Here is a 14,649-nt window from a genome sequence, read left to right as displayed (position 1 = left end):
AGTTGTATTAGGATACGGAGTTGATAAAGATGGCTTTTTTACAAGTGATTTTAACAACGCCGCAGGAATTCCTGAAGATTTTAAAATACATAGCGATACTTTAAAAAATCTAGTAGAAAATAACGAAAAATCATATTTGGCACATAGACCATTTTATGAAATTGATATAGCAAAAAGCGTTGGTAATGCTTATAAAGTCTTAAGCCAAGTTGTAAGTGAAGATTTTTTAAACTCTAAAGAATTTTTTAATACCGAAGATATAAAGCAATTTCCACAAGGTTATATTCAAGCAAGAAGTGATGAAATCAAAATCAATAAAATTTTACATTCACCTGATGATTATGAGAATAATCACGGAATGACTTTTCAAAATGAACTTTACCAAACTCATCATCCCTTATTTTATTCTTTTGACAATGATGATAAAACCTTACCAAACACAAATGTTTTTCCACCTGATAATATCAAGCAAGACCCTAGATTTAGTGGATATTTTGGTGATTATGACGAAGCAAGACAAAATTATATAAATGAAAATGGAGAAATATCAAAAGGCGGGCTTTTGATAGGTATATTAAAATCAAACCCAACTTTAATTGAAGGAGAAAGCACATATAAAGGTAAATTAAGTGGTTATGATAGAAAAATTAGCTCGGCTACATTTTTTGCATTTGATAAAGCGTTAGGAATGCAAGTAATGGCAAGGGGAGAAAATGGCTTTATGAGTGCTGAAGTTGAGCGTATGCCAAGATGGCTGAAAGATTATGTCAAATTAAATGCTTATGATAAACCATTAAGCCAAAGAAGTGCTATTTTAGGAAGTGCTAATTATACTAAAACCTTATATAGTCTTAATAGTGGATTTTTTAGTAGTAATAAAAAAGCTGAAGAAAAACAAGCTGATGAATTTATGAGAAAGATAAGAGAATTAATGGGTTTAGAAAATCCAAATAAAAACATTAGCGAATTAAATTATGATGAGTTTTTAAAACTAGCTTTTAGTTTTAGCCAAAATAAAGTATCTAATATAAGATTGTTTGATATAAAAGTTTAGATTATTTTAGAAATTTTATTGCAAAAGTTATAAGATATTTTGATTTTTGAAAAGATTTTCTTATCTTAAATTCTTAAAACTCAATAGAATTTAAAATAAGAATAAAAAGCGAATTAGGAATAATCCTAATTCAAAATTATTAAAGTTTGCCGCCTTCTACAACAACGCTTTCTTTATCAATATCAGTTCCATAAACAGGTGCTAGAGTTTCATCATAATTTTTGTGGAAGAATTGCTCTTCGCCTAGTTTTACTATCTCATTATTTAGCCATTCTAAAAGCTCTTTATTGCCTTTTTTAACAGCAGGTGCGATTACATCAATATCCCCTAATTCACTAATACCTACTACAAAATCAGGATTGTTTTTAACCCAAGCAAAAAGCAAGGTATTATCGTGTGCTAGTGCAGCACCTCTGCCATCTAATAATGCTCCAAAAGTTTCAGTATTTTGGTCGTATTTTGCTAGATTTACTCCGTTTTTATTTTTTGTAAAATACGCATCAGCAGTTGTGCCTTTATTTACGATTAGAGTTTTTCCATCTAGTTCTTTAATGTCTTTAATCTCTGCATTTTTAGGACTTGCAATGCCTAATGAAACTTTCATATAAGGTAATGCAAAATCAACAACTCTTGCTCTTTCAGGTGTTTTTGTAAAATTAGCTAAAATAATGTCAACTTTATCAGATTGTAAAAACTCAACCCTACTAGCAGCCTCAACAGGAACTAAGGTTAATTTATCTTCACTACCTAATAAATCTTTAGCAATTCTTTTTGCAAAATAAATATCATAGCCTTGGAATTTGCCTTCTTTATCAACAAAGCCAAATGGTGGTTTATCAGCAAAAACACCTATTTTAATATTATCGCTAGTTTTAATCTCTTCAATATTTCTAGCATTAGCAAAACAGGTTAGTAAAGCCCCTGCAACAAGTGATAAAATAACTTTTTTCATAATTTCTCCTTTAAATAAAATCGTCGTAATTAAAACGCAAAAAAATTAATAAAAGATAATTTTAATCCTTTTTAAATTCAAACATATTTAAAAATTGCTTAGCTCTATTAGTTTGCGGATTTGTAAAAAACTCTTCAGGACTTGCAATTTCAACGATTTTGCCACTATCCATAAAAATAATTTTATCAGCTACAGCTCTAGCAAATGCCATTTCGTGAGTTACTATTAGCATTGTTTTCTCTTCTTTTGCAAGATTTAATAATACATCTAAAACTTCTCTTACTATTTCAGGATCAAGCGCAGCCGTAACTTCATCAAAAAGCATAATTTCAGGATTCATACATAAAGCCCTAACTATTGCAATTCTTTGTTTTTGACCACCACTTAGCTCTTTTGGATAGGCGTTTTGTTTGTGTTCTAAACCAACTTTTTGTAATAAATCTAGGGCTTGTTTTAAAACTTCATCTTTTTTACGCTTTTGAACTTTCATAGGAGCTAATAAGATATTTTCAAGCACATTTAAATGGTCAAACAATTCATAGCTTTGAAACACCATTCCAACATATTTTCTAATCTCTTGCCAGTTTTTATAATCTTTAGTAATTATTTCATTTTTTATATAAATATTTCCACTAGCTATATTTTCAAGTCCGTTAATACACCTTAAAGTTGTGCTTTTTCCACAGCCACTAGGCCCTACTAAAACAACAACTTCGCCTTTATTAACTTCAAAAGAAATATCCTTTAAAGCGTGGTTATTGCCGTAAAATTTATTAATATTTTCAAGTTTTAAAATACTCATTAACTCCACCTTTTTTCTAGTATTTTTGATATTTTTGATAAGGGATAACAAATTATAAAATATATAAAAAATATAATTGTATAAATATATAAAGGTGCTAGATTGCTAATAAATAATGTAACTTCTTTTAATTGATTACCTATTGCTAAAATATCTACAACACCTATTAAATAAGCTACTGAAGTAGTCTTAATCATACGGCTTAAAAGATTTATTACATTAGGAATTAATCTTTTTAATGCAAGTGGCAAAATAATATATCTATACATTTGGTATTTGCTAAGTGCAAGTGCGATTGAGCTTTCAAATTGGTGTTTAGGAATACTTGTTATTGCACCCCTTACTAAATCCATCATCTCAAACATACCCCAAATCACAAATACAATAATAGTAGCACTAATAGCATCTATACTAAGCCAACTTGACATTCCAAAATATATTAAAAATAGCCAAACGATAATAGGCATAAATCTTATAATTTCAAGAATTATTTTTAGAATATAAAAAATAATTTTATTTCCTAAACTCATAAAAACGCCTAAAACAAGCCCGCCTATAATTGAGAAAAATATAGATACAAAAGATATAAATAAAGTAACTTTTAAGCCTTCATAAAGCCTTGAATAAATTGATAAATCAAATAATATTTCACTCATTTTCTAATCCTTGCTTCAAACCAAGTTAAAAATAATGAAAGCGGTAAAATCATTATAAAATAAGCAACACAAAGCATAAATAAAGCTTCATTAGTTACATAATAAAGTCCTATTATATCTTTTGCTGTATAGACTAAATCAGCTAGAGCTATTACACTTACTACTGATGTTTCTTTTAACAAAAATATTATATTTGCATTAATACTAGCTATAGAAACTCTAAGTGATAATGGCAATAATATGTAGTATAAAACTTGATTTTTGCTTAACGCTAGAGCATATCCTGCTTCTATTTGGTGCTTATTAATAGCATTTAAGCCTGATTTTAAACTCTCAGCCATATATCCACCACCTAAAAATGCAAGTCCAATTACTCCACAAGTAAAGGCTTCAAGTTTAATTCCAAGCTTTGGCATTGCATAATATAAGAAAAACAAATGAATTAAAAGCGGGGTATTTCTTGAAAGCTCTATATAAGCATTACAAATTAGTTTTAAAAACCTTAGTTTATGTAGTTCAACCCACATACAAAATAGCCCTATTAAAAATGATAAAACTATGCCATAAAATGCAAGTTTTATAGTAAGGATTAATGCGTCTATGTAAAGTGGATAAAACTCTTTTATAACTTCAAAATCCATCTAAGCTCCTAGCTAAAATAAAAACGGGTTAAATATATCTTTTTTTGATAAATAATATTTGCAATTTTATTTTCAAATTCTTTTAATTTTGTTGCAAAAATTATTAATAAATATGTGTTTATATTAAATAATTTTATTCAAATAAATTAACTTGATTTTGAGATAAATAATTTAAAGAAATCTTTAAGAATGCTTATTTATAATCAGCCTTTTAATTTTGGCTAAGTTTTAGCTATACAAAGGAATTTTATGAAAACTTCAAATTTTGGTGCAGAACTTGCACACTTTCATCAAAACTACCTAAGCAAATTCTATAGCAATACTAAAGCGGTTATGGTTTTAAGCATAATGGCAACTTTATATTTTGCTATTTTTGGTGGTGTTTTTGCAGTAACAGGTGAATTTACTCGTATCGGTGGGGAAATTCTTGAGCTTTTTGGAATGGATTTAAGTTCGTATTCATATTATCAAAAGCAAAATCTAAACGGAACTATGCTAACTCGTGTTGATGGGGTTATGATTATCGGACTTATAATTGGTTGTTTATTAGCTGCTAGCGTTGCTAATAAGGTGTATTTTAGAAAAATAGCTTCTAAGACTAGATTTTTTCAAGCATTAATTGGCGGGATATTAGCAGGATTTGGTGCTAGACTTGCTTGGGGATGCAATTTGGCTAACTTTTTTACAGGTCTTCCTTATTTTTCTTTACATACTTGGGTTTTTGCTATTTTTATGTGTCTTGGGGTTGCAGCGGCTATTTTGGTGCTAAAAATTAAGATTTTTGCTCCTAGATATGAGATGATTAAAACAAATACTCCGCAATTAAAAATAGATAAGAATTTAGAACAAAAAAACAAAATTATTTTATTTCTTAGCGTAATTGCTTTTTTTGTATTCTTTGCGTATTTAGCTAGTAATGATACTAAAAATCTTCCTACAGCATTGATATTTGGAGTGATTTTTGGCTGGTTGATACAAAAAGGACAGATTTGCTTTACTTCTTGTTTTAGGGATTTATTTTTATTTAAAAGATATAGTTTTTCTTTAGCTTTATTTGTATCAATGTTAGTTGCTAGTATTTTCGTATTTGCATTATTAAATAAAGGCGGATACAACGCTAAGGTTTTAGAAATATCTCTTGGGCTTTGCACGGGAGCATTTATATTTGGCTTTGGTATAGTGTTTGCAGGTGGTTGTGAATGTGGATTTTTATATCGTGCAGTAGAAGGGCAAACTCATTTTATAGTAGTTGGTATTGGAAATATAATAGGAACTATGCTAATTGCTTTAAATTATGATTTATTGCCTAAGTGGTTTTTGAGTGGAGAAAAAATCAAATTAAGCGGATATAGTGGTCTTGGCATTAATATAGCTTTATTTTTAATAAGCATTGCTTTAATATTATTTTATGCAAGGAGAAAAAATGAAAATTGATTATTCTATTTCTTTATTAGGCGAACCTTGTCCTTATCCTGCAATTGTTGCTAATGAAGTAATTCACAAGTTAAAAAGCGGCGAAGTATTAGAAATAATTAGCGATTGTCCGCAAAGTATTAATGGAATTCCACCTGATATGAAAGCTTTAGGTCATAGTTGCGAAGTAGTGCAAAATGGCTCTATTTTAGGCTTTTATATCACTAAAAAATAAGTTTAGAATTTAAAACAGAAGTTTTAAATTCTAATTAACTTAAATCTTAAAATATAAACTAGACTTGCAAGTAAGCAAAAAACGCTTATTATGCAAGCTAGTGCAAAACTCGTATTAGCATTCATAGCACCGACTAAAAACGCTGCAAATCCTGCGAACATAAATTGCATAGCTCCAAGTATTGCTGAAGCACTACCTGAATATTTTTTAGATTTTTGCATAGCTTTTGTAACTAGATTTGGTGTTATAAAGCCTAGCATACATAAAGTTAAGAATAAAAATAAAGTAAAAGTATAAAAATTATTTGATAAAAGTATTAAGCAAAATGAATTAATTATCATTGTTATACAAGCTATAAAAATTACTTTTGATATACCAAATTTAGAAGTAAAATACACATTTAATCTAGCTGTTATCATAAATCCTAAAGAATTTATCCCAAATATTAATCCATATTCTTGTAAGCTGATATTAAAAACATTGGTAAAAACAAAACTTGAGCCACTAATATAAGCAAATAAAGTGCTCATAATTAAACTTGAGCTAATTACATAAATTAAAAAACTTTTATTAGTTAAAACACTTTTATATGCTTTATAAATATTTGAAAATGAAAATGGAATTTGATTTTTGTTACTTTCTTTTATATAAAAAATACTTAAAAATAATAATAAAATTCCAAGACAAAATAAAGTAATAAAAATACTTTGCCAAGAAAAATATTTAAGCAAAAGCCCACCAATGCTAGGAGAAATCATAGGAGCTATGCTAGAACTAATCATCATTAATGAAAATACAGCCACTGCTTTTTGCTTAGAAAAACAATCATTTACAATAGCTCTTGCAATCACAACCCCAGCACATCCGCCAAGTGCTTGCATAAATCTTAAAGCAATAAAAGTATAAATATTATCAACTAAAAAACATAAAAAGCTAGATATTATAAATATAAAAAGTCCTATAATTAATGGGATTTTTCTACCATAAATATCGCTAATTGGTCCATATAATAATTGTCCTAATGCAAAGGCTATAAAAAAACTAGCAATGCTTAATTGAGTATAAAACTCACTTGTATTAAAACTATGCTGAACTAAGCTTAATGCAGGTAAATACATATCAGTTGCAAGTGGGGCAATAGCACTTAAAAATGCCAATATTAAAATAAAAAATTTTTCTTTCATCTATACTCCTAAAAAATATGATATTGTCTTAATTTGGCAAATGAAGTTTTATGCAAGGAAAATTACCTTGCATAAATTATTAATGTTGATGATGATTGATTGCTTCTGGATATTTATAGCCTTTTTTCTCTAAATATTCTTGCATAAATTTAATTTCAATTTCTTGAGCTTTTATAATATCATTAGCTAATTTTTTGATATTTTCATCTTCTCCATATTTTAAAACGATTTTAGCCATATCAACAGCACCAATGTGATGAGGTAGCATACCTGCTACAAATGCTATATCAGGGTCGTTTTCATTCATACCTGCTTGCATTTTAGAGTGCATTTTCATCATACTTTCATTTAGTTCTTTTTTCATATCGTTTAATTCTTGAGGACTTAAATCTTTAGCAAATAAACTAAATGCACCTAAGCATAAACATAAAAAAATTTTTTTCATAAAATACTCCTTGTTTTAAATAAAGATATATTTTATTAATTAGTATTTTCTATTAAGTAAATTATTTGGCTTTTACATTAATTAAGACTATTTCGCTACTTGCATTAAACCTAGCTACTATACCCCAAAATCCCGCTCCACTTGTTACATACATTTTGCTATTTTTTACATTATATAAGCCTTTTAAATATCCTTGCTCAAGTTTAACAGCTAGGCTAAAAGGAAAGATTTGTCCTGCGTGAGTATGTCCAGCTAGGATTAAATCATAAGGGCTAACATCGTATTTTTTAACAAATTTTGGCTGATGGGTTAGTAAGATATTAAACTTATCTAATTTAGGCTTTAATTTGCTAATATCAGGCTCAAAAGTCTTAAGCTTTAGCCCCATCAAATCATTTACACCTGATATTACAAAATCATCAAATTCTATGCTTTTATTATCTAAAAAATGCAATTTATATTTTTTTAATTCCTTAGCGATACTGCCTACTCCGTGATAATATTCGTGATTTCCTAAGACATAAAATGTGCCATAGGTTGATTTTAGTTCATTTAGATAATTAAGGTTTTTGACATTATTAATACCTGTATCTACTAAATCTCCTACGATTACTACTAAATCAGGATTTAAAGAATTAATTTTATTAATTATATTTATAAAAAACTCATCATTTAAATTCTTTTTTAGATGAATATCAGCTATCATTGCGATTTTTAAATCTTTTTTTAGTTTATCTTCGTTTAGATTTATTTCTTTTATTTTAGGGACTTTTATTGCGTTTTTTGATACCTTATAAAAAAATACAAAAGCTATGAAAACAAATATATACTCATAATTTAAAATATTTATATCTTTTAAATAATAAATAAGTATAAAAAATATAGGAAAAAAATTGAATATCTCCCATATATCAATTGCTTTTGCAAAATGTTCTTCATAGACTATTTTTGTCTTGATATAATAAAAACTCATAATCATAAAAAACACAATAGTTGAAGCAATTAAAATTATAAAAGAATAATATAAAAGCTCTTTAATTAAGTTTTCTTGAGTAATTAAGCTTAGTTCAAACGCAAAAATAATACTATAAAAAGCCACAATTATTTTTCTAAATTTATTAAAAGTATTATTTTTAATAGTTCTTAAAAGCATATTTGCATTAGCGAAAAATACCAATAAAAAATATAAAATACCAAGTAATATAGCCATAATTAGTCCTTATTAGAATTTAAATTAGTAATTTCAAACTGCAATTCATCAGCAAATAGATTTCTCATACCAAAAATCCTACTTAATATTACATCTTGTTCTTTTACACTTGAGAGATTTTTGCCTGCATCTATTGTGGTTATTGCTACTTTTCCAACGATAATTCTACTCTCAACTCCACGCTCATAATTTTTAATCCCCCATAAATTATGCAATATATAGATTTTGTTATCAAATTCTCCTAAATATAAAACTATATGACCTTTTAGAGCTAGCAAGGTTGCAAAAGGTATTGCATTGCTTTTAATATAATTATATTTTTGTTTATTGCTAAGTTTTGAGATATTAAAAAATATTTTTCTATTTAAATAATCTTTTTGATAGATTTGATCTTGCGAATTTCTAGCTAGAAAAACTCCAAATGTGCCAAAGACATCTTTTAAAAAAGCAGAGCAATCTCTATCGCCGTTTAATCCGCCCCAGCCATAGTTTTGTCCTATTAATTCATTTGCGATTTTTTTTAAATCAACGCTAGAAAAACTATCTCCAAGCTTGAAAAAATCTTCTTTTTTGACCTTTATTTCAATAAGTTTTGCGTTATTGTTTAAATCCTTTTTAAAAACTCTTATAGTATAAAAATTAGCACTTTCTTTACTTAATGCCAAAGGCATTCCAATTCTTGCGTATTCTATGAAGTCTTCATTTTTATCTATTAATGCAATTTTATCTTTTTTAGGCATTATGAAGTCTTTTGATGATTTATAAATATTTAAATCTTCATCACTAATAAATGCAATATTTTTATTTTCTATAAAGCCAACTACCACGCTATTATAAATAAAACTCCAGCCAAAATCCTTGCTAAAATGAGAGATTTTAACAGGAGTATATGCGTAGATAAATGAGTTTTGCAAATAATCAAACGGATAGCCTTCGCCTGCTAATTTAGGATTTTTAAATCTTGGTTTTTTAGTAGGTAATAATCTTAAATTACTTGAATGAATAATGATTGCATTTTTTGAAATTTTGTTTAAATTATCAAAATCAGCATTATCCACTATATTTTGCATTAATTTTTGAGAATTTAATTGATAATTTTCTCCATAACCTGTGTCTTTTAAAATATCATTTGCAATATTTTTCATATTGATATTGGTTTTGTCAATTCCCCACACATAAAATAGGTTTTTTAAATAATTTTCTTTTAATTTTTGCGATACTTCTTTATTGATATAAAACTCATTGCTCTCATAATTATTTAAGTCTTGAGATGGAAGAGCAAAATAATTTTTACTGCAAGAAGTAAAAATTACAACACAAATAATTAAAATAATATTTCTCATCATTCAAATCTAATTAAAATTGCACCTATGAATTTATTATCTTCGTAAGCTTCAACCCTATAAATCTTACCTGCTTTATCAATTGAGTATTGTTTTTGCATATTTTTAAGGCTTAGTTTTATACTATCTTCACTATCTTTTGCGTTATAGCCTATGACATTAATTCTTACTTTATCGTGCTTTTTAACTAAAAAATAATTTTTTACTTCAATCATTTTTGCAAAATTAGTTGTGATTTCTTTATCATCAACAATTAAATTTAACTTATCAATAATATCGCTATATTCAACATTTTTTTCTAAATACAAATTAGTTTGAAAGCGATTGCCGTATTGAATACTAAAGCCATTATCTTGATTGTTTTTAAAAATCGCAGTTAATTCATTGCTAGCTTTATAAGTAAATGGCAATTTTATTGGAATAAATCTTATTTTTTCTCTTGGTTTTTGAAGGCTTAATAAAAAGCGATTTTCAATTTTAATTAAAATCGGTTTTTCAATAACTTCTCTTACTGCATTAGGATTTAATTCAAATTCTCGCTCAAACTCAACTCCAGCAGCCTTTAAATAGCTCTCAATTGCTAGTAAATGATAATATGCTCTTTCGTGGGTTAATAGATTTTTGCTAGCTTCGTTTGCATAGGCGGCTTTACCTTGAGTAATTGCATAATAAGTTAGGCTTTTTAGCATTTCTTCATCGCCATTTGCTGTGTTTGTGTTTTTTAAATGATAGCTATGTAATTTGTGTAATAAATTATTATTTATACTTTCACAAGCCTTACTTGCAATTTCGTTTAAATTCCCGTATTTTGCGTCAATTTGCTCTTGGTCAATTATGCAAGAATTTCCCCATTTTTTAGGATTTTTATCCTTATTTATATAATTTGGAGAATAATATCCACTACCATCGTGAAGATTTATTATGAGTTTTACTTCAGGTAAAGTTATTATTTTTTTAATTAATTCAACTGTGTAATAATCAGGGTCATCTTCACTAAGTTCTGCGAATTTGCGATTTAAATCTCCAAATTCTCCACGACTTCTAGCAATTATTGAATCAAATGCAAGATTTGGCACTACAATTACTTTTCCTTTAGTGATTTTATAATCCGTGATTAATAAGCTAGCAGCGTGAAAACCACCTGGCTCATCTCCTTGAATACCGCCAAAAATCAAAACGGTATTATCACAAACTTTTTCACATTCTCCTAAAGTGTTTATAGTAAAATTTAAAGCAAATAAATTAAGACTTAAAAATGTTAAAAATATCTTAAGCATTCAAAAACTCTCTTACCATTTTATCTACACTAAACACATCATCAATAGTATTTATTTTACTATCAGCAAATTTATCTAAAGCCTTAAATACTGCGTCGCTAATATCATAGAATTTACATTCATCTTTTAAATATTTATATACAAATTCTTCATTAGCAGCATTGATAATAACACCTAAATCAGGATTGTTTAATAGCTCATCTTTTAGCCTAAAAATAGGGTATTTATTAGGATTTATCTCAAAGAATTCTAATTTAGCAAGTTTTAAAATATCAAAATATTCACAAGCAGCAAAATCACTCTCACCTAAGAGTGCATTTGCAATGCTAAGCTTCATATCAGGCACGCTAAAATAAGCACTCATTGAGCCATTAATACTTTCGCAAAATGCGTGAATACTTGAGCTTGGCTCTATGATTGCATCTAATTCTAAATTAGGGTATAAATGTTTTGCTTCTATTAATTCATAAAGCTTATTTGTCATTGTTGCACTATCTATTGTGATTTTTGCTCCCATATCCCAATTAGGGTGTTTTAAGGCTTCATTTGCTTTTAGATTTGCAACTTCATTGTATTTAAAAAATGCCCCACCACTAGCGGTAATTGTTAGCTTTTTAGGGTGTTTAATACCCCTTAAAAGTGCTGCTAATGCACTATGCTCGCTATCAATAGGAGAGATATTAAAAGTATCAAGAAATTTTCCAGCCACAACCAAGCTTTCTTTATTTGCTAAAAAGAGTTTTTTATCTAATTCTTGAGTTTGTAAAGATATTTTAAGCCCTGCAAATCCTACTATTGCATTGATAATTCCATCACTTTTTAAATCTTGCATTATAAATGCAGCGTCTTTTATTGAGTATTTATTAGAATGATTTACTTTATCTAGTATTTCATCACTTGCTAAGACTATTTTAGGATTAAACATTTTTATTTGTTCGTTTAATAATTCATAGTTTTTATAAGCACTAATGCACTCTAATTTAATATCAGCTTGTTTTATGATTTTTAAAGCATTAACGCCGATTGAACCAGTTGAACCAAATACACTTATAATTTCAGGTTTTGTTGGATTTATAGTAAAGCTCATAAGAATACCACCATAATAATACTAGCAAAAATCAAAGCATCAACTCTATCTAATACTCCGCCATGTCCAGGGAAAAGCTCTCCACTATCTTTAACCTTCGCTAAGCGTTTTAAATAGCTTTCAAATAAATCTCCAAATACAGCAAAAAACGCCATTAAAAATGATAAAAATAAAACTCCAAAAAAGCCAATCTCACTATAAACAAAACCAGCATAAATACTTGAAATTATTGTGCTAATGATAATTCCACCGATTACTCCTTCTAAAGTCTTATTAGGAGAACTTGGACTAAAGCTAGTTTTTCCATATTTTTTACCTACAAAATAAGCAAAACTATCACATAAAACAACGCTTAAAAGTAGCCAAATAAAGCCACTTAATTCAAATCTAATATAAGTTTCAAAAATAAAGCTAATTCCAATTCCTGCATAAATAAATGGTAGAATTTCTTTTAAATCTCCTTGTTTATATGCTAAAAAAGAAGCAAGAACTAAAATAGCAAAAATCATAGAAACCACAGGCATTTGAGTATAAATTCCTAATATCAATCCTAAGGCTAAAATTAAATAATTATTTTTAGTATCAAATAATTTACAAGCTTCAAAATATCCAATGCCACTAGCTAATAAAAATATTATTAGCCATAAATAATAAGAATTTATCGCTAGAAAAATTACTGCAATTATTGCAAAAATTAAGCCTGTTTTTATTTTTTCATTCAACATAAATACTCCTTAAACAAGTTTATCAAAAAGCCTATCGCTTTCTTTTATTTCTTCAATTTCTTCATCTTCTTCTATCATAACACCGAAAAAATTAGCTCTTTTATGCTCTTTTTTAGGGCGTTCTTCTTGATATGATTTTTCATCATCAAGATTTGTGTTTGTTTTTGAGCTTTCGCTACTTTCTTCTATTACATTAACTTCTGGCGTAACTAAAGTAATTTGCTCATCAGCAAACATTTTTGCATTATGTTTTGCGTGATTATCAATCGCTACGCCTTGATTTTGATTTATATAATTTATATTTCCAATATTATTTACACTCATAAAAAAACCTTTATAGTATCGTAATTAACATAATTAACGAATGCTTTTTCAATAATTTTTACATTTGCTCTTTTTGTAAAATCTACTAAAAAATTACCTTCTTTTTTACCAGAATAACAAGCACAAAGACTTGCAGCATGATAGATTAAATCTATATCATAGCTTTTTTTGTTGCTTGAAATTATTACATGAGAGCCTTTTAAATCCTTTAAATGAAACCATAAATCATCTTTTTTGCTATTTTTTAGCAAATATTCATTAGCGTTTTCATTAAGTCCTACGCTAATTTTGTAATCATTTACATAAAAATTTAATATATTTGGATTTTGCTGGGTTTTGCCTTTTTTATTGTTTTTTGCGAATAATGAGCGTAAAAATACTTCATCTTTTGTGCAAATTATTGCTTGTTTTAGGCTATTTAAAGCATTTATTTTTTCGTTTAGATTATCTTTTTCTATGCTTATATTTTTTGCTTTTTGGCTTAATTTTTTAGCGTTTTTATAAATATTATTTAGCTCATATTTTGCAGAATTGATTAAAGAATATTTATAAATTCCTATTTCAAATTCTCTTTCGTAATCTTTTATTTTATATAAGTTTTCTTTTAGTGCATCGCCTTTTGCGTATTCATAAAGTGCTTTTTTGTTTAGTAATTCTTCATCTTCTAAAGAATTTATCAAAAGCTCTAATTTTTCAATTTTTTTATCATTTTCCATTATTTTTTGAGCTTTTAATGAGTTTAATTTCTCGTTTTGAAGACTTGCAAAAATATTTGCGAAATAAATTTTAAAATCTTCAATTTTTATATTTTTTTCAGTGATTTTTGTAGGTTCTAAATCTATGTAAGGTTCATTTTGTAAAATATCTCTAAGGTTGTTTTTGCCGTATCTTAAGGCACTTATTATATTTCTTTTATCATCTAAGATTAGTGCATTTGTAAATTTTCCTGAAAACTCAAGTATTAAATAAAATTCCATTTTTTTATAAGCGTGAGCTAAGGCTAGTTTAAACTCTAAAATCCTATTATTTATAGGCACTTTAATATCTAAAATACTTGCGTTAAAAAGCATTTTTTTAAGTTGTAAATCAAATGGACTAGTATAATCTTTAGCATATAAATTACCACTATAAATTGCACTTTTGCCCTTGGTTAAATCAAAATATAATTTATCTTTAAACTCAATACATAAGCAATTATCGTTTATTCTATATGCACGATTTATCTTTTTATATTGCTTTAAATAATCTTTAATTTGCACTAAATCATAATAATTCATTTTTAATCCTTTTATTAATTTTAA

General features: G+C 27.3%; 16 protein-coding genes. 3 read left to right on the top strand and 13 right to left on the bottom strand.

Annotation, left to right across the window (positions count from 1 at the left end; translation table 11 throughout):
- Positions 1–1,054 (top strand): Cj0814 family flagellar-dependent secreted protein (locus AVBRAN12654_RS00665; protein ID WP_336613747.1); only part of this gene is annotated, 1,054 nt, incomplete at its 5' end.
- A gap of 139 nt (positions 1,055–1,193) precedes the next feature.
- Here AVBRAN12654_RS00665 and AVBRAN12654_RS00660 read toward each other — a convergent pair.
- From AVBRAN12654_RS00660 to AVBRAN12654_RS00645, 4 genes are all read right to left on the bottom strand, one after another.
- Positions 1,194–2,006: a cysteine ABC transporter substrate-binding protein gene (locus AVBRAN12654_RS00660; protein WP_214119709.1), complete on the bottom strand. Its 813-nt coding sequence runs from the start codon at positions 2,004–2,006 to the stop codon at positions 1,194–1,196.
- Positions 2,007–2,067: 61 nt separating this feature from the next.
- Positions 2,068–2,808, bottom strand: coding sequence for an amino acid ABC transporter ATP-binding protein (locus AVBRAN12654_RS00655; RefSeq protein ID WP_239803371.1), 741 nt, complete (start codon positions 2,806–2,808; stop codon positions 2,068–2,070).
- The gene (locus tag AVBRAN12654_RS00650) at positions 2,808–3,464 is read right to left on the bottom strand and encodes an amino acid ABC transporter permease (RefSeq protein ID WP_214115982.1); all 657 of its coding nucleotides are present in this window, start codon (positions 3,462–3,464) and stop codon (positions 2,808–2,810) included. The genes AVBRAN12654_RS00655 and AVBRAN12654_RS00650 overlap by 1 nt, the downstream gene beginning before the upstream one ends.
- Complete coding sequence (locus tag AVBRAN12654_RS00645) at positions 3,461–4,105, bottom strand: amino acid ABC transporter permease (protein ID WP_214115980.1); 645 nt, start codon at positions 4,103–4,105, stop codon at positions 3,461–3,463. The genes AVBRAN12654_RS00650 and AVBRAN12654_RS00645 overlap by 4 nt, the downstream gene beginning before the upstream one ends.
- A 249-nt stretch (positions 4,106–4,354) precedes the next feature.
- Between AVBRAN12654_RS00645 and yedE the strand changes: the two genes are divergently transcribed.
- Together yedE and yedF are read left to right on the top strand one after the other, a co-directional pair.
- On the top strand, positions 4,355–5,539 hold the full coding sequence (gene yedE / locus AVBRAN12654_RS00640) for a selenium metabolism membrane protein YedE/FdhT (protein WP_214119710.1): 1,185 nt from the start codon (positions 4,355–4,357) through the stop codon (positions 5,537–5,539).
- Positions 5,529–5,753 (top strand): sulfurtransferase-like selenium metabolism protein YedF, encoded by a 225-nt coding sequence (gene yedF, locus AVBRAN12654_RS00635; protein WP_214115976.1) that lies wholly within the window; start codon positions 5,529–5,531, stop codon positions 5,751–5,753. The genes yedE and yedF overlap by 11 nt, the downstream gene beginning before the upstream one ends.
- A 23-nt stretch (positions 5,754–5,776) precedes the next feature.
- Here the strand turns inward: yedF and AVBRAN12654_RS00630 are convergent, their stop codons facing one another.
- From AVBRAN12654_RS00630 to AVBRAN12654_RS00590, 9 genes are all read right to left on the bottom strand, one after another.
- A complete protein-coding gene (locus tag AVBRAN12654_RS00630; RefSeq protein ID WP_214115973.1) occupies positions 5,777–6,937 on the bottom strand; it encodes a multidrug effflux MFS transporter in 1,161 nt (386 codons plus the stop codon).
- A gap of 79 nt (positions 6,938–7,016) precedes the next feature.
- A complete protein-coding gene (copM, locus tag AVBRAN12654_RS00625; protein WP_214119711.1) occupies positions 7,017–7,382 on the bottom strand; it encodes a CopM family metallochaperone in 366 nt (121 codons plus the stop codon).
- 61 nt (positions 7,383–7,443) lie between these two features.
- Positions 7,444–8,592, bottom strand: a complete 1,149-nt coding sequence (locus tag AVBRAN12654_RS00620) for a metallophosphoesterase (RefSeq protein ID WP_336613746.1) — start codon at positions 8,590–8,592, stop codon at positions 7,444–7,446.
- A 2-nt stretch (positions 8,593–8,594) separates the two neighbouring features.
- Positions 8,595–9,935 carry an SH3 domain-containing C40 family peptidase gene (locus AVBRAN12654_RS00615; protein WP_336613745.1) on the bottom strand — a complete coding sequence of 447 codons (1,341 nt, stop codon included), beginning with the start codon at positions 9,933–9,935 and terminating at the stop codon, positions 8,595–8,597.
- Positions 9,935–11,212, bottom strand: a complete 1,278-nt coding sequence (locus AVBRAN12654_RS00610) for a M99 family carboxypeptidase catalytic domain-containing protein (RefSeq protein ID WP_336609436.1) — start codon at positions 11,210–11,212, stop codon at positions 9,935–9,937. Before AVBRAN12654_RS00610 ends, AVBRAN12654_RS00615 begins: the two co-directional genes overlap by 1 nt.
- Positions 11,205–12,263: a 1-deoxy-D-xylulose-5-phosphate reductoisomerase gene (locus AVBRAN12654_RS00605; RefSeq protein WP_214116014.1), complete on the bottom strand. Its 1,059-nt coding sequence runs from the start codon at positions 12,261–12,263 to the stop codon at positions 11,205–11,207. The genes AVBRAN12654_RS00610 and AVBRAN12654_RS00605 overlap by 8 nt, the downstream gene beginning before the upstream one ends.
- Positions 12,264–12,295: 32 nt before the next feature.
- Complete coding sequence (locus AVBRAN12654_RS00600; protein WP_336613744.1) at positions 12,296–13,024, bottom strand: phosphatidate cytidylyltransferase; 729 nt, start codon at positions 13,022–13,024, stop codon at positions 12,296–12,298.
- A 9-nt stretch (positions 13,025–13,033) separates the two neighbouring features.
- Entirely contained in the window at positions 13,034–13,348 is a 315-nt protein-coding gene (locus AVBRAN12654_RS00595) for a hypothetical protein (protein ID WP_214119715.1), read from the bottom strand.
- A complete protein-coding gene (locus tag AVBRAN12654_RS00590; RefSeq protein WP_214115953.1) occupies positions 13,345–14,625 on the bottom strand; it encodes an NFACT RNA binding domain-containing protein in 1,281 nt (426 codons plus the stop codon). Before AVBRAN12654_RS00590 ends, AVBRAN12654_RS00595 begins: the two co-directional genes overlap by 4 nt.
- Positions 14,626–14,649: the final 24 nt, after the last annotated feature.

Source organism: Campylobacter sp. RM12654, assembly GCF_020137585.1.
GTDB lineage: Bacteria > Campylobacterota > Campylobacteria > Campylobacterales > Campylobacteraceae > Campylobacter_E.
The sequence above is the reverse complement of the archived record's forward strand: the minus strand, read 5'-3'. Positions and strand labels throughout refer to the sequence as shown.